The sequence below is a fragment of the Neptunomonas antarctica genome, from assembly GCF_001305295.1.
Lineage (GTDB): Bacteria > Pseudomonadota > Gammaproteobacteria > Pseudomonadales > Balneatricaceae > Neptunomonas > Neptunomonas antarctica.
The window spans coordinates 15,570-32,235 of the sequence record NZ_LJSI01000021.1 but is presented as its reverse complement, the minus strand read 5'-3'; the positions used below and the strand labels follow the sequence as shown (position 1 = coordinate 32,235).

At 44.6% G+C, this 16,666-nt stretch carries 14 protein-coding genes and 1 riboswitch; of the genes, 8 read left to right on the top strand and 6 right to left on the bottom strand.

Going from position 1 to position 16,666, the window contains the following annotated elements; all coding sequences use genetic code 11:
* Nucleotides 1–224: 224 nt before the first annotated feature.
* The 4 genes from Nant_RS02630 to Nant_RS02615 all read right to left on the bottom strand — a co-directional run bounded on the left by Nant_RS02630 (nucleotide 225) and on the right by Nant_RS02615 (nucleotide 5,919).
* Entirely contained in the window at nucleotides 225–2,537 is a 2,313-nt protein-coding gene (locus Nant_RS02630) for a PAS domain-containing sensor histidine kinase (protein ID WP_054340098.1), read from the bottom strand.
* 733 nt (nucleotides 2,538–3,270) lie between these two features.
* Nucleotides 3,271–4,914: a chaperonin GroEL gene (gene groL, locus Nant_RS02625; RefSeq protein WP_054340097.1), complete on the bottom strand. Its 1,644-nt coding sequence runs from the start codon at nucleotides 4,912–4,914 to the stop codon at nucleotides 3,271–3,273.
* 66 nt (nucleotides 4,915–4,980) lie between these two features.
* Nucleotides 4,981–5,274, bottom strand: a complete 294-nt coding sequence (locus Nant_RS02620) for a co-chaperone GroES (RefSeq protein ID WP_054340096.1) — start codon at nucleotides 5,272–5,274, stop codon at nucleotides 4,981–4,983.
* 150 nt (nucleotides 5,275–5,424) lie between these two features.
* A complete protein-coding gene (locus tag Nant_RS02615) occupies nucleotides 5,425–5,919 on the bottom strand; it encodes an FxsA family protein (RefSeq protein WP_054340095.1) in 495 nt (164 codons plus the stop codon).
* 344 nt (nucleotides 5,920–6,263) lie between these two features.
* Here Nant_RS02615 and Nant_RS02610 point away from each other — a divergent pair, with 344 nt between their 5' ends.
* From Nant_RS02610 to Nant_RS02600, 3 genes are all read left to right on the top strand, one after another.
* Nucleotides 6,264–7,025, top strand: a complete 762-nt coding sequence (locus tag Nant_RS02610; protein ID WP_054340094.1) for an SDR family oxidoreductase — start codon at nucleotides 6,264–6,266, stop codon at nucleotides 7,023–7,025.
* Nucleotides 7,026–7,135: 110 nt separating this feature from the next.
* Entirely contained in the window at nucleotides 7,136–8,521 is a 1,386-nt protein-coding gene (locus tag Nant_RS02605; protein WP_054340093.1) for an AmpG family muropeptide MFS transporter, read from the top strand.
* A gap of 102 nt (nucleotides 8,522–8,623) precedes the next feature.
* Nucleotides 8,624–8,845, top strand: coding sequence for a hypothetical protein (locus Nant_RS02600; protein ID WP_054340092.1), 222 nt, complete (start codon nucleotides 8,624–8,626; stop codon nucleotides 8,843–8,845).
* 491 nt (nucleotides 8,846–9,336) lie between these two features.
* On the opposite strand, the gene Nant_RS02595 is transcribed toward Nant_RS02600, so the two are convergent.
* Entirely contained in the window at nucleotides 9,337–9,819 is a 483-nt protein-coding gene (locus tag Nant_RS02595) for a YajQ family cyclic di-GMP-binding protein (RefSeq protein WP_054340091.1), read from the bottom strand.
* Between the two features lie 137 nt (nucleotides 9,820–9,956).
* Here Nant_RS02595 and Nant_RS02590 point away from each other — a divergent pair, with 137 nt between their 5' ends.
* The 5 genes from Nant_RS02590 to Nant_RS02570 all read left to right on the top strand — a co-directional run bounded on the left by Nant_RS02590 (nucleotide 9,957) and on the right by Nant_RS02570 (nucleotide 15,064).
* Entirely contained in the window at nucleotides 9,957–10,871 is a 915-nt protein-coding gene (locus Nant_RS02590; protein WP_054340090.1) for a ketopantoate reductase family protein, read from the top strand.
* A gap of 229 nt (nucleotides 10,872–11,100) precedes the next feature.
* On the top strand, nucleotides 11,101–11,997 hold the full coding sequence (ppk2, locus tag Nant_RS02585) for a polyphosphate kinase 2 (RefSeq protein WP_076496022.1): 897 nt from the start codon (nucleotides 11,101–11,103) through the stop codon (nucleotides 11,995–11,997).
* A gap of 20 nt (nucleotides 11,998–12,017) precedes the next feature.
* Complete coding sequence (locus tag Nant_RS02580; RefSeq protein WP_054340089.1) at nucleotides 12,018–12,245, top strand: hypothetical protein; 228 nt, start codon at nucleotides 12,018–12,020, stop codon at nucleotides 12,243–12,245.
* A 90-nt stretch (nucleotides 12,246–12,335) separates the two neighbouring features.
* Nucleotides 12,336–12,499, top strand: a riboswitch (cobalamin riboswitch).
* 33 nt (nucleotides 12,500–12,532) lie between these two features.
* Entirely contained in the window at nucleotides 12,533–14,452 is a 1,920-nt protein-coding gene (locus tag Nant_RS02575) for a TonB-dependent receptor family protein (protein WP_054340088.1), read from the top strand.
* Nucleotides 14,453–14,506: 54 nt separating this feature from the next.
* Nucleotides 14,507–15,064 carry a cob(I)yrinic acid a,c-diamide adenosyltransferase gene (locus tag Nant_RS02570; protein ID WP_054340087.1) on the top strand — a complete coding sequence of 186 codons (558 nt, stop codon included), beginning with the start codon at nucleotides 14,507–14,509 and terminating at the stop codon, nucleotides 15,062–15,064.
* 19 nt (nucleotides 15,065–15,083) lie between these two features.
* On the opposite strand, the gene Nant_RS02565 is transcribed toward Nant_RS02570, so the two are convergent.
* Nucleotides 15,084–16,598 carry an HDOD domain-containing protein gene (locus Nant_RS02565; RefSeq protein ID WP_054340086.1) on the bottom strand — a complete coding sequence of 505 codons (1,515 nt, stop codon included), beginning with the start codon at nucleotides 16,596–16,598 and terminating at the stop codon, nucleotides 15,084–15,086.
* Between the last annotated feature and the right edge of the window lie 68 nt (nucleotides 16,599–16,666).

Genomic DNA, 16,666 nt, shown 5'->3' with positions numbered 1-16,666 from the left:
CTAATCACTAACGGCACCGATGTAGACAGAAATGTAAAATAATAGACAGAGTTTCAGTTTGACCGCCAGTGCTATGCTTTACCGGCCATTGGAAGCCGCGACCAGGCAGCTCTCTCTCAAGAATGCGGGCTATCACGTTACGCGACGGGCAGCATCGAGCTACAGCACTTATTACCCTTTTGCCTTTAGTTTCCCGGGATGTAACTGGATGGCTCCGTTCCTGTTTAGGCACTACCAAACTTTCCATCCTCAGCTCTTGCTGACACTAGTAATGATGAGTCAACAGGAATGCGTACCGTAAACGTACTACCTTTTCCTACTTCACTACGGACATCAATACTACCTCCCATAAGTTGACAGAGGTCCTTACAGATCGCCAGGCCAAGACCCGTACCACCAAACCGACGCGTAGTGCTCACGTCAGCCTGAACAAACGGGGTAAAGACCTGACCCACCTCTTCTAGCGACATACCAATACCGTTATCTGAGATAATAAAAGCCAACAGCTCTACACCTGAAGATTGCTCTAATTTCACAGTAAGTGTCACTAGCCCCGCGTTGGTGAATTTGGCAGCATTAGAGAGTAAGTTAATCAGAATTTGACGTAGCCTGATGCTATCGGTGGTGATCTTGTTGACCTCCTCAGCACAGACCACTTCGAAACGATTGGTGTTTTTATCCATTTGATACTTAATCACCAAGTCAAGATCCTGCAACAAGCCGGGTATGGAAACCCTTTCATGTACCAGCTCAAAACGTCCAGCTTCAATCTTGGCCAGATCTAACACATCATTGATCAATTTCAGAAGCTGATTGCCTGCTGCATTAATTCTGTTCAGATCCTTGATAATGACTGTATTTCCATCATCTTCCGCCTCTTCCTTGAGTAACTCGCTATAGCCGATAATGGCATTAAGCGGTGTTCGTAACTCATGGCTCATATTAGCGAGAAACTCGGATTTCATGCGATTGGCCGATTCAGCGGCCAGTTTGGCAAGCTTCAGCTCCTTTTCTTCCTGCTTGCGCGCTGAGATATCACGAACCAGCCCTACAAACATAGACTCCCCATTCACCTGCATCGGTGAAACGGCAAGATCCATCGGAAATGTTGATCCATCCTTGCGGCGACCACTGACCTCCCGGCCAATACCGATAATCTTTTTTTCACCCGTAGCAGCATGGTTATTGAGATAACCATCGTGCTCGCTGTGGTAAGGTTCAGGCATGAGAATTTTGATATTTTCGCCTTTAACCTCATGTTCAGCATAACCAAACACACTCTCAGCCGCTGGATTGAAAGCATTGATCTTGCCTTTAGCATCAATAATAACAAGCCCATCGATCACACTATTAAATACCCCTTGCAGCTTTATCTCTGCAGTGGTCAATGCATGCTCAGATTGCATTCGTTCGGTTTGATCTCTGATAATGCCAACAAAATGCCGCTCTTGACCAATCATCACAGTGCTGACAGCAAGATCCATCGGAAATGTTGATCCATCCTTGCGCAGTCCAACCACCTCCCGGCCGATACCGATCACCTTTTTCTCTCCGGTGGAGATATGATGAAACAGATAACCGTCATGCTCACTGTGATACGGTTCGGGCATTAACATCTTAATATTCTGCCCAACTACCTCACCCGCACGGTAACCGAATATATTTTCTGAAGCAGGATTAAATGACTCCACTTTACCTAGCTCATCAATAGTAATAATACCATCGACAACATTGTCTATCACCGCCGACAACCGGGCTTTTTCGTCGGTAATACTTTGCTCGAACACCTTGCGTTCGGAGATGTCGCGGATAATACCGGTAAAATACCGAACATCTCCCACCATCAGCTCACTGACAGCAAGCTCAATTGGAAAGGTGCTGCCATCCTTACGCTGAGCAACGAGTTCACGCCCTTTGCCAATTACTTTTTTCTCACCGGTCGTCATGTAATGCAAAAGATAGCCGTCATGTCCGCTGCGATAAGGCTCCGGCATCAGCATGCTGATATTATGGCCAATCACTTCATCTGCGGAATAACCGAAAATTTGCTCGGATGCGGGATTAAACGACTCAACAATACCTTGCTTAGTAATGTTGATGATGCCATCAACGACTGTATCAACAATCGACCTGACCAATTCATATGAGTTATTCAGTACCGCTGCATTATATTTTTCTTCGGAGAGGTCAGCAGCAAACTTCACTATTTTAAAAGGGTCGCCATTGTCATCGAATATCGCTAAATGTGAGGCTTTCAGCCATATTTCTTTATCATTTTTGCCAAGTCGTTTATAGACACCTTCGCAAATTTCACCTCGACTGAGCCGCGCCCAGAATTCGCGATAGTCTGGAGATTCAATAAATGACTGCCCACAGAGCATGCTGTAATGCTGGCCATGAAGCTCTTCATCTCGGTAGCCCACAATTTTTAAGAAGCGGTCATTGGCATGGAGGATATTTCCCTGCATATCAAACTCAATAATGCCTTGAATAAAACCTGCCGCCGAGATCATACGTTGAATTTCGTTACTACCCACCAGAAACTCCGATACTATTTTTTGTTTTTTTAGTCGAATATCATAAGTGTAGATGACCTTTCTATAATCACACTTAATCACCACCAATTTTTTATGCTGATCTAATCTAACCTAGCAAGCGCTATCAGCAGATGAAAAACAAAACAACTCGCTACACACTTTATGGGATGTGAACACCCAAAATCCGGGATCACATTGCCAGAAAGCTTTAGGCCACATGACTACTAGAGCCGCACTATCCCGAGGCTATTATTGGCTGAACAACAAGTCCTCCTTAGATGCGCTAATGACTAGCTAGGTAAAATCGGACAATCATCAAAACAGCTGTTACTTACTGTGTTGAAAGAGGATCGAGAAAGTCAGGACGTCATTGTTTTTACACCGTTGCGCAAAAGCATCTCAGTCAACTTTACAAGATAGAGGAAGTACGACTAATCATGGCTGATCAGGCGGTATGGAGTGTGACCCGAAATGAGCCGGAGGTAAGCGTTCAACTCAACAGATAAATAACTCTGCCAAGGGAACAGGAGGAAGATAGAGTCACTTCAACGAGCTAGCCGCTAAAGTGACTGTTCTCTTTTGTATAAATCGGTAAACGATTTCTCGTAGCAGTTAATTTCATACCTGGAAACTGCTTTAGGGTTGGTAGTCCGAACCTCCTGAGAGGCTCTTTCCACCGGGTCACATCACCCTACGTAGAGGGCAACGTCAACACAACACGACTCTCGTCGTATTACATCATGCCGCCCATACCACCCATACCGCCCATGCCGCCCATATCTGGAGCGCCACCATCTTTAGATGGCTTGTCAGCAATCATAGCTTCAGTTGTGATCATCAGACCAGCAACAGAAGAGGCTGCCTGCAAAGCAGAACGTGTTACTTTAGCTGGGTCAAGGATACCCATTTCCAGCATATCGCCGTAAGTATCGTTACCAGCGTTGTAACCAAAAGAACCTTTACCTTCACGTACTTTTGCTACGACAACAGAACCTTCGCCGCCAGCATTGTCTACGATCTGACGCAGAGGAGCTTCCATTGCACGGCAAGCCAACTGAATACCGATTGTCTGGTCGTGATTATCACCTTGCATACCTTCAACAGCCTGCAATGCACGAATCAGCGCAACACCACCGCCAGGAACCACACCTTCTTCTACAGCAGCGCGAGTAGCATTCAATGCATCTTCTACGCGTGCTTTTTTCTCTTTCATTTCAACTTCAGTTGCAGCGCCTACTTTAATAACAGCTACACCGCCTGCTAGTTTAGCAACACGTTCCTGCAATTTTTCACGGTCGTAGTCAGAAGTAGTGTCTTCAATCTGAACACGGATTTGACCAACACGTGCTTCGATTGCATCAGCATTACCTGCGCCATCAATAACAACAGTCGCTTCTTTAGTCACGGTAACACGCTTAGCCTGGCCCAAATGTTCCAGAGTCGCTGTTTCCAGGCTCAGACCCACTTCTTCAGAAATAACAGTACCGCCAGTCAGTACAGCGATATCTTCCAGCATTGCTTTACGACGATCACCAAAACCAGGTGCTTTAACAGCAGCCACTTTAACGATACCGCGCATGTTGTTAACAACCAGTGTTGCCAACGCTTCGCCTTCAACGTCTTCAGAAACGATCAATAAAGGACGTGAAGATTTAGCAACCTGTTCCAGTGTTGGAAGCAAATCACGGATGCTGGAGATTTTTTTATCAACCAAAAGGATATAAGGCTGTTCCAGTTCAACAGTCATGTTTTCCTGATTGTTGATAAAGTATGGAGACAGGTAACCACGGTCGAACTGCATACCTTCAACAACAGTCAGTTCGTTTTCCAGTCCAGTACCTTCTTCAACGGTAATAACGCCTTCTTTACCGACTTTTTCCATTGCTTCAGCAATCAACTGACCGACGACTTCGTCAGAGTTAGCAGAGATAGTACCTACCTGTGCAATTGCTTTTGAATCTGCACACGGAACAGCCATCTTTTTAATCTCTGCAACAACAGCAGCAGATGCTTTATCGATACCGCGTTTCAGATCCATCGGGTTCATACCCGCTGCAACTGATTTTAAGCCTTCACAAACGATTGCCTGAGCAAGAACCGTTGCTGTAGTTGTACCATCACCCGCTACATCGTTAGCCTGTGAAGCAACTTCTTTAACCATCTGTGCGCCCATGTTTTCGAACTTATCTTCCAGTTCGATCTCTTTCGCTACAGATACACCGTCTTTAGTGACGGTAGGTGCGCCAAACGCTTTATCTAAAATAACGTTGCGACCTTTTGGGCCCAATGTTGTTTTTACAGCGTCAGCCAGAATGTTGACACCTTGCAGCATGCGCTGGCGAGCATCATTACCAAAACGTACGTCTTTAGCAGCCATTGTTTCTAAATCCTGTTACAAATAATTCTTAATAAAAATGAAGCGAAAACAGTAAAAGAGGCTGAATTAATTTTCCAGCACACCGTAAATTTCGCTTTCGTTCATAATCAACAATTCTTCACCGTCAAGTTTGACAATGTTAGAACCTGCATACTGCCCAAATAGGATTTTGTCACCTACTTTTACTGATAAAGGCTGTACTTCACCACTTTTAAGTACACGTCCCTGACCAACAGCAACAACTTCACCTTCATTCGGCTTTTCAGCAGCAGAACCTGGCAGCAAGATTCCGCCAGCGGTTGTTTTTTCTTCTTCACTGCGACGAACTACTACACGATCGTGAAGCGGACGAATTTTCATCTAATTTCTCTCCTGATGGTTTAATCAAAATGCGATAAAGCTATTGATAAGTCGAAGACCGTAACCATCTGGTTACCGGTTGATACATAAGTGGGGGCACACGGGTGCATTTCAACACCCGTTAAGAATATTTTTATCGATATTTACAGATTAATCATCGCGACGAAATTCGCCATCGATGATATCGCCCTGTCTGGGCGGTTTTTCATGATCTTTAAAAGAAGAGCGGCCACCTGCCGGAGGGTTCTGAAATGTATCTGTCTGCTCAAATGACTGACTCTTTTTCATCGCCACAACAGTAAATCGCTTCATCAGACTCGTTACCAGCGCGCGACGAGTGAAAGGAACCAGACAACAGAAACCAATAACGTCCGTAACGAAACCCGGTGTAATCAATAAAGCGCCGCCGACAGCCAGTACCAGACCTTCAACCATTTCTTGTCCGGGCATCTCTCCGGCCTTCATGCGTTGCTGCGCCCGGGCCAATGTGGACAAACCCTGATACCTCAGCATATTCACGCCGACAAATGCCGATAACAGCACCAATCCAACGGTATACCAGGTTCCAATAGCCTGCCCGACATTAATGAGCACAGTGATTTCTATTATAGGTATAAGGATAAAAAGTAAAAAAAGAAACGGCATAGTCAAAACCTATATTATTTTGCTCATCAAATCAGATGATTGAACGTAATTCAAGAGTAAGACTATGGTCTAATACTAGACTTTTGTACATATCCTAATTGACTATTTTTATTTTAAATAGTTAAAAATCAATAAGTTAATTCCGTAAAATAAAGAATACACACACCATGCCAATAAGTAAAAACCCTTATAATTGAAATGATTAATAGACATTTTTCCACGCGCACTCTATGTTTGTTGCGCTGCAATATTGTGCAGTGCAATAATTTTGTTGCACTGCACAATCTCGCGGTGCACAATAAGGTAACTAAGATTAAGCAGCAATCAGAACAAGGTACTCTACGATGGAATTGAAAGATAAAGTTATCGTTATCACCGGTGGCGGCCGCGGGTTAGGTCGTTCAATGGCTTTGGAACTAGCGGGACGTGGTGCCAAACTGGCATTAGCCGACCTCAACGCAGAAGACTTGGATGTCACTATTGGTTTATGCGCAGAAAAAGGCGCAGAAGCTCGCGGATACATCGCTAACGTTGCTGATGAAGCAAGCGTTGAGAAGCTTTTCAATGACGTCGTAGCAGACTTCGGCACATTGCACGGACTAGTAAACAATGCAGGCATCACGCGTGATGGCCTGTTTATTAAAGTGAAAGACGGTAAAGTAGTTAGCAAAATGTCTATGGATCAGTGGAATCTGGTTATGGACGTTAACCTGACAGGTACTTTCCTGTGTGGTCGTGAAGCGGCTATTAAGATGATCGAGACAGGCTCTCAGGGATGCATTATTAACATCTCTTCTATTTCTCGTTCAGGCAACATGGGCCAGACCAATTACACGGCTACTAAAGCAGGCGTACAGGCTATGGCTGTTACGTGGGCTAAAGAATTAGCTCGCTACGGCATCCGTGCGGCATCTATTGCTCCTGGTTTCATCGGTACAGAAATGGTACTGAGCATGAAACCAGAAGCGCTGGCAAAAGTTGAGGCAGGTATCCCTGCTAAGCGTCTGGGTACACCAGAAGAGATCGCACATACGGTTGCTTTCATTCTTGAGAATGATTATGTAAGCGGTCGTTGCATCGAAGTAGACGGCGCGTTGCGTCTCTAACCAAATGCCTCGTTCAAAAAAGCCGACTTCATGTCGGCTTTTTTGATGGCATTTACATCTCCATTCAAGCCGGACACAATAGCGCGCATCGGTCCCGAAAGGTTGTCTCCATGTCATCAGAAGATTCGCTATCCAACAACTGGCTTAGCTCACTTAAAATTTACCTTCACCCTCGCTCTGTTGCCATGCTGTTTCTCGGTTTTTCTTCCGGCCTACCACTATTACTGGTGTTCGGCACACTTTCTTTCTGGTTAAGAGAAGCGGGAGTCGAGCGCAGCGTTATCACCTATTTTTCCTGGGTTGGCCTGGCCTACGGCCTTAAATGGTTATGGGCACCGCTGATTGACCGACTCCCTCTCCCTATACTCTCAACCTGGCTTGGCCGACGCAGAAGCTGGATGTTTCTCTCTCAATGTTTACTGATTGCCAGTCTGGCCGGCCTGGCCTTTTCGGATCCCCTCCTGCATCTCAATTACATGGCGTTATTAGCAATTGCTGTTGCGTTTAGCTCAGCCACTCAGGATATTGTGATTGATGCCTACCGTATTGAATCTGCCGGAGAGAGATTACAAGCAGCCATGGCAGCAACCTATATGGCCGGTTATCGTCTGGCAATGATTGTTGCAGGTGCAGGTGTTCTGGCACTGGCCGCCTGGGTTGATATTGATCCGTCCATCTACTCTCAGCACTCATGGCAAGTAGCCTACCTGTGTATGGCCGCGCTGATGGGTACGGGCCTGATTACAACGATGATGATTGCAGAACCGGCTGCTATTGAAATGGATCAGGAGACATTAGAGCAACAACATAAAATCACGGCCAAAGCCGAACAACTGGCACATTTACCGCAAAAGTTATCGAGTCTACTCGGCTGGGGATATATCGCTGTCATCTGCCCTTTTGCTGACTTTATCAGGCGCTATGGAAAGCAGGCCCTGATTATTCTGGCGCTTATTGGTACGTACCGTATTTCAGATGTGATTCTGGGGATTATTGCCAATATCTTCTATGTTGACATGGGTTTCAGCAAACAAGAAGTTGCCACAATCATCAAAGTTTATGGTGTCATTATGACCATTCTTGGCGCAGGTTTAGGTGGTATTCTGGTGAATCGCTACGGGGTCATGAAAATCCTTTTCACTGGCGCTTTACTGGCCGCCGGCACCAATCTACTGTTTGCATGGCTTGCTACGCTCGGGCATGACACTAGGGTACTAACGCTGGTAATATCGCTTGATAATCTGAGTGGAGGCATTGCTACCGCCGCCTTTATTGCCTATCTTTCCAGCCTGACCAACATCCAATACTCCGCCACACAATATGCATTATTCAGCTCTGTTATGCTGCTTTTCCCTAAGTTTCTGGGGGGGTTCTCAGGCGGTATTGTTGATAGCCTGAATTATGCCTGGTTCTTTACCGGCACTGCTGTACTGGGTATTCCGGTGTTAATCCTGGTATGGATGGCCGCCAAAATAACGCCTATAAAAGCAAAATAATATTGGGCTAGATTGTCGCTTCACTTATAAATAGTAATGATTATCATTTACATTTATTTATGCTTCGTTTACTCTTCATCGACTTAATACGGAGGATGAACGATGACCTATCAAATCAACGCTTGGCTGGAGCGCCCCGACCCCTATATAGAAGTCACTCATAAGGTACGTAAAATACCAGTGATTCAATGGAACGCAGATCAAATTAAAGAGATGATATCCTTAGGTAGCTTATGCCCTGCTGACTTTTCTGATCTGCGAATCAATGAACAAGAACTCATAAAAGAACTCTTTATTCTCTCATGCATGGAAGAAAATATTTGATTATGGACCTTTTATTCAAGCGTTGACTTCAATAGTCACACCCTTCATCATAATTTAAACGTATATACATAAGATGTTCTTTTGATTCGTATTAACGAAGATGAGCGCAATCAGTTTGTATCATTGTGCGATGAACCAGATACGAAAGCAGCCCGAGAGATACGCCGGTTTATACGTGGTTTTATTGTGGAGCATGGGCAAGAACCAAAGACTAAAGGTTACCTGTCGGCAACACATTATCAATCGATATATTATTGGAGAAAATCGACATGTCTAAAGTAAAAGCTAAAGAAGTAAAAAGCGAAATTAAAGCACGTAAAGCTAAAATTGAAAAGCAAGAAGACAAACTGAAAAAACTAAAAAAACAACTGAAAAAAAGCAAGTAGTTTAACTACCTAATATCCAAGGGGCGGATAACCTGCAGTAAATTTCAGCCCCTTGTGTTTGTCACTAATCCCGAAAAATTAACCCTGAACCTTAATTCCGAAAAACTAGTCCCGAAAATTATTAAACTGTAGTGGCATATCAATATCTGAATCTTTCAACACTGCCATTGCTTGCTGAAGATCATCACGTTTTTTACCCGTAACACGCACTTTTTCTCCCTGAATTTGCGTCTGCACCTTCAACTTTGCATCTTTTAGCACTTTAATCACCTTCTTCGCGACAGGCTGATCAAGCCCTTGCTTAATCGTCAATTCCTGACGCGCTTTTACGCCTGAAGTATCTGCTTTTTGCTCTTCCAGACATTTAGGGTCAAGGCCACGGGCGATCAGTTTTGAGCGCAACACATCAAGCATCTGCTGAAGCTGAAAATCGACATCAGCTTCCATCGATACATCGTCACCATTCACCTCGAATCTGGCGGCGACACCTTTAAAATCAAAACGCGTCTGGATTTCACGGTTAGCCTGGTCTACCGCATTGGTGACTTCATGCTTATCCAGCTCAGAAACAATATCAAATGATGGCATACTCGTTTTCCTCAATACTTTTATGGCAATGTTAATTGCGCTATTTTAACCAAGCGGCAGACGCTTTTCACCTTATGCATTAACGTAGAAAGCGATTATCGTTATTATGATGCTTTATTTGATGGATATCTCTTCCAATGCATTGGCATATTCTTGGCGCTGGCGCCATCGGCTGCACTTGGGCAGTACAGCTTTTCAAATCCAAACACGATGTTACTTTAATTTTAAGCAGTAAAGAACGCCTGCAACAATTATGTGAAAATAACGGCATCGTCTACGAATCAAAAGATGATGAAGCCAAAGCGTATAACATTAGAGCTGAATTGGCAGAAAATGACACGCCTATCCGAAACCTGCTCATTTGCACCAAAGCTTACTCCACCATCAGCGCCTTACAGTCGGTAACCGATAGGCTCAGCTGCGATGCTAATGTTGTCTTGCTACAAAATGGGTTAGGACCTCAACAGGATGTCGTTGAGCTATTTCCCACATTATCCATCTGGGCGGCGACAACAACCGACGGAGCATATCTATCGGCGCCCTTTCGTGTGGTGAGGGCCGGTTATGGAGAAACATTAATTGGCGCTTTATCCAGCAAAGCGCAGCAGTCTGGCAATACACTATGCCTTTCACCGTCAGGCGATCTGACTATCACTTTAACCAACGACATTGAACATAAGCTGTGGTGTAAAGTCGCTATTAATGCGGCTATTAACCCGCTTACTGCCTTAAATAACTGTAAAAATGGCATGTTAGCGTCAGACCCAGAGCTTTCAGGAAAGATGCTACAAGTGTGCAGTGAAGTAGAAATGATTGCAGCTGCCTGCGGGCAACCGCTGTTTGAAAAACCTCTCTATGAAATGGCCCTGTTGATAGCCAGAGCTACCGCTGAAAACTACTCATCAATGCTACAAGATATTCAGCAAAAAAGGCCAACAGAGATCGAACAAATTACTGGTTTTTTATGCAAGAAAGCAGACAATCTCAAGTGCCATACGCCAGAAAATCGTTCCTTGTTACAACAGGTTCGACAACTATCGCTACCTCACTAATTTAAATCTCATATCAGTCACAATCACTGATATCTAACCTCCTCCATAAACTAAAAAGCAATTCTCCCCCCCCATAAAAGTTCAAATAGCACACTCTGGAATATAAAATATTTCGATTCTTACACTACTGTCACTTCAGATCTCATTAATTAAGTGACTTCGATCAAAGGAATTGCCACGAGAGAGAGGATAATTATTAATTATAGGCAACCTTTCAAAGGAGACATTAATGGATCATCTTGTAAAAACAGAACCGCAAGAAACTATTGAAGCACTTGAGTCTACATCTGAACTGAATGATTCGCCTGGCATGGCTGAAAACAGTACAGAGATAACTAAGACTCAAGAAAAACTTTCCCGAAATGAATACGAAAGCCTCAAAAAAGATCTGCAGATTGAGCTGCTAAAAATGCAGAGCTGGGCACGTGAAACCGGCGAACGTATTATCATCCTATTTGAAGGACGAGATGCCGCCGGTAAAGGGGGCACCATAAAGCGCTTTATGGAACACCTGAATCCTCGTGGTGCAAAAGTAATCGCACTGGAAAAACCCACCGAGGAAGAGAAAGGCCAGTGGTATTACCAACGATACGTGAAGCACTTTCCGACTAAAGGTGACATCTTACTTTTTGACCGCTCCTGGTATAACCGTGCGGGCGTTGAACGAGTCATGAATTTTTGCTCTCCTGCTGAATACCTTGAATTTATGCGCCAGACACCGGACTTCGAACGAATGTTAGTTCGTAGCAACATTCGTTTATTTAAATTCTGGTTTTCCGTGAGCCGTGATAAACAATTTGAGCGTTTTCAAGCACGTAAAGTCGCCCCGCTAAAACAGTGGAAATTATCTCCTATTGATCTGGCATCTCTGGATAAATGGGACGCATACACTGAAGCAAAAGAGGCTATGTTTTTTTATACTGATACAGCAGACGCCCCCTGGACAGTTATTAAATCAGATGATAAGAAACGCGCCCGTATTAATGCCATGCGCTTTATTCTGAATTCACTTCCATACCCTAATAAGAATCTTGATATTTTATTAACACCTGACTCACTCATCGTGGGTAATGCACGTGATATTCATGAACAAGATGAACACATCTTTTTGTCTAATAACAAATAATTCAAACGAAGGGATTTTCCATGTCACAGAAACAAACGCAACACTCTCACAATGTTGTTGAATCCTTTAAAGGAAAATTAACACCTGAACTCCGCCTTCAGATTGGAGAGTCAAATTTTGTTGCTTTAGAGTTAATTGTCGAATCGTCCATTAGCACCGCCGTCTTAGAAGAGCTCGAAAAAGCAGCGGATCGTGTCGAGCGACTCGCTCACGAAATACGTAAATTTGCCGAACATTATGATGCGTAGTTAAGTCATTAATAAGGTTGATCATTATTTACCAGTGAGCAACCTTATCCCTCCTCCGCTGATTGCATCACCTAAAACCGCCCTGTAAACTTCGCCTCCAGTTATTCAGGTGCCTGTAAAGGTTAAACGGGAAGAACGGTGCGTATTACTTTAGCTACACAGCTAATACAACGCCGACGCTGCCCCCGCAACGGTAATCGATCTTCATAACAAAGATCGAGAGTCCGGATACCGGCCTGTTTTATTTCTAACCTGATGCGCGGTGGGCGCATAGTTTGAGGTTTTACATGTTTAAATTAACCCCTTCGCTTTTAGCAGCGACTACGCTTGCTAGTATCTCCTCTATGACTTTCGCCTCTTCAATAATCAATCAGCCTCTGAATATAACAGTTACAGGCACGCGTTCATTATTATCGGAAGAGATGGCGGGTAAAACTGTCAGCGTCATTACTCGTCAACAAATCAGTGCCAGCGGAGCTTCCAATGTATTTGAAGCACTGCGCAGTAGCGGTACCGTACAGATCACACAAAACTACACCGGCAATAGTAATGACGGCGTTGTCTCCATGCGCGGTTTTGGTGAAAACAGCAGCCAGAACGTACTGATTTTAGTGAATGGCAGACCACTGAACAACCCCACTCTGGAAGCACCCGATCTGAGCATTATTTCTCTTAACAATGTAGAGAGAATTGAAGTGCTACAAGGTAGCGCAGGTGTGCTGTATGGCCAAAATGCGGTAGGCGGTGTGATCAATATCATCACTCGCTCTATTGAGGGTTCAAGCGGACAGATTCAGGTTTCAGCAGGATCATATGACACGGCTAAGCTTGCTGCAGGTTTTGAGCATCGCTATGAAAACGGCCTGGGTGTTCGCTTAAATATGAATAACAACACCAGCAACGGCTATCGTGATAACAGCGAGAAAGAATTTGAGCGTTTAGAAGCTGGGTTATCTTATCGCTATCACAGCGGTGAAATTGGCTTTTCACATCAGGTCATCAATGATAATCAGCGTTTACCGGGGTCACTAAGCGATGCACAAGTGCAAGCGGATGCACGCGCTGCAGGCACGCCCAATGATTTCTTTAATAACGACGTAACCGTCAGCGAAATAACACTCGCTCAGTCGTTGTCTGATCAATTTACATTACATGCAGAAGCCAGCCAACGAGACAGTAACGGTAAAGGTGTTCTTGGTTCCAGTTACAGTCAAGATACCCGAGTGAATTCTTTTACACCTCGTATTACTGGTCACCTCCCTGCGATTCACGGCGATATTATCCTGACAGCCGGATATGACTACCGCAATAGTGATTTCCAGGCATGGAACGGCTACTACAATAGCGAACAAACCGCCCACGCCTTTTATACTCAGGTTATCTATCCGGTCAGTGAAACGCTATCCGCAACAGTAGGTGCGCGTAACACACGCGTTAAAGATAATAATATTAAGGAGAGCACCGAACACTCAGACTCTGCTTTTGTTAAAGAATTTGGTATTAACTGGCAACTACGACCTAACCATAAAATCTTTTTAAGACGCGATGAAAACGTACGTTTCGCAGCAGTAGAAGAGAATGGTTACACCCCTTCTGGTATTGACTTTCTTCAGCCACAAGAAGGCACCTCATGGGAACTCGGCTGGCAAGGTGACTATCAGAAAACTAAATTAATGCTGAATCTCTACAGGCTTGAACTTGATAACGAAATTTTGTATGACGCTGAAGCCAATGCTGGCTGGGGTGCCAATCTCAATATGGACCGCTCCCTGCGTAAAGGCATCATTCTCGGCGCAGAACATGCATTGTTGAACAACCTGAAAATTGGTGGTACATACACCTATACTGATTCAGAATTATTAGCAGGTTCATTTAAAGGCAATGAAGTCCCCTTTGTTGCACGCCATACGTTTAATCTTTTTGCCAACTACCGCTTTGATCAGCAATGGAACCTCTATGTTGACGGACAATATACCGGTGAACGTTATTTAGCGGGCGATGATGCCAACGCGCTCAGTAAAATTGATGGTTATGTTGTTATGAACGCTTCGTTAAAGTGGCAACGTAACCACTGGACAACCCAGTTAACCATCAACAATATGTTCAATGAAGAATATGACGCATATATCGGCAACCGTTATGGATCAACGAACCATTATCCTGCGCCCGAGCGAAATATGCTCTTAACTGTAGGCTATGCTTTTTAAATAGTTGCACACAGGGCTGGTACTGCCAGCCCTGCTTAATATCAGGAATAGACAATGACCAACAGGCTGACACGCATCTATACCCGCACCGGCGATAAAGGCACGACCGGTCTTGCCGACGGCAGCAGAGTGTCAAAAACCTCTGAGCGTATTGAAACGCTGGGCGATATTGATGAGCTGAACTCAGTGCTGGGTATTTTACGGACTGAATTAGCAAACGATGATGCGTTAGCGCCGGTCTTTTTTCAGGTTCAGAATGACCTCTTCGACTTAGGAGGAGAGATTGCGATGGCCAATCCAGAGTATCAGGCGATCACGCCGGCTATCGTCACCGAGCTGGAAAACCACCTGGATGCGCTGAATGAGCAATTACCACCGCTCACAGAATTTATTCTGCCAGGGGGTAGCCGTAGCGCTGCTTATTGCCATCAGGCCAGAAGTATCTGCCGCAGAGCAGAGCGCCAAATGATTCGGCTGTGCGATGCTGAAGATCAGAATCCTATGGGCGCTGTCTACCTGAACCGCCTGTCGGATCTGCTGTTTGTCTGTGCCCGGATACTGGCACGGCGTAACGGTAACCAAGAAATCTGCTGGCAACCCAGGCATAAATAACAATTACAAGAGTAAACCGTTAAGCCCGATGGGAAAGCGCAATTTTTGCCTGAATGGCAAACTGGTTAAAGCATGTAAAATCAGTATCATCCAAGGGTTGCGCGGTTCTGTCTGCATAAAATAAACCAATCACCTTGCCCCTTATAACCAACGGCGCAATGACCATTCCACGAGGATTTACTTCCTTAATAAAAGCAGGGGGCAAACGTTCTTTCCAACCGGCCTCATTGACATCTGATACCAACAGCGTCATCTCTTTTTTAATGATATGAAAAAACAAACGCATATCCACTTCAGGACGTCCTTCAGTAAAAAAACACTCCAATCCTTCTAACGACTCACCTTCTGCAATTTTCATACTTAACATGGGCGGTGCTTTGCGGTATAGACAAAATATCACTCGGTCATAAGAGGTGCAGGCTTTGATCCCTTCAACAACCTGCGACAAAATCGTATGCGCGGCTCCGTTCTCTGCCGTTAATTCAGCTAGCCGATTCAGATAATTTAATTGTTTCTCTGGGCTGTCATTTTTCTTCTTCGGTTGTTTAACACCGATACCCTCTGGCTGAGTAAGTTGCTTTCGGGAATGAAAGAAATAAGCGGTACGCCGAATACAGTCATCTAACTTAGGATCACCTGTTTCTTGCATCACGGGAACCAGCCCCTGTAAGTCAATACCGTATTCTTCAACCATATTTGCAGCTAATTTGCAGGCATCGTCAAAGCACGCTTCAACATCCTGATCCAGCAGCGAAAAACGTGTTTCCAGCGCATCACTCAGCAGGCCAAAATTATCTTCATGCACTTGCTCGCCGTAGACTTTTTCGATCAGAGTGTGACTAAATGAGATCAACAGGTGCTGATCATAAACGAGCTTATCTGATTTTCCGGCCGTCATCTCGTCCATCGTTTTGACCACCGTGGGAGGAAAGCCCCAGCTTTGAGCCAGATCCTGGCCGATATCACTGAATTGTCCGCCCAATTCCGACAACTGAATACTACTCCATGATTGCTTACCTAAAGCTTTGGCAGCACACATTTTCTTATAAACGTCAGGCATAGTGGAGGAAACAATAATCTCCCCTAAGTTAAACAGTAAACCACACAAGAATGTTTCTTCAATATCACGAATACCCGCTTTAGCCGCTAATTCGCGGGCCATAGAGGCATTCAGAAAGGCCCGTAACAGCAATTTTTCAAGCCCTGAATCAGGATGTGCGTCATTGAAATTTTCAATCAGCTTTAACGAGATAGAGAGGTTTTTAATACGGTTAAAACCCAGCAATATGACGGCACGCGAAATAACGGCAACCTTACCAATCCCTCGATTAAACTCAGGTGTATTTGCAATACGAAGCAACTTGGCCGACAAACTGGCATCTTTCAAAATAGCCATGGCTAACACCATAGCATCACCTTCAGGCGAGCGGCTCAACTCCTGGATACGATTGAGTGACGCACTAAACACGGGAAGATCAGCACCGCGCCCCAACTGAGTATGAATACTTTTTAATGTCTGCTGATACTTAACCACAACATACCTACTACTGATGCCATAACTTTATACCCTAACTATATGCCTTAATTATGGGTGTAGACAAT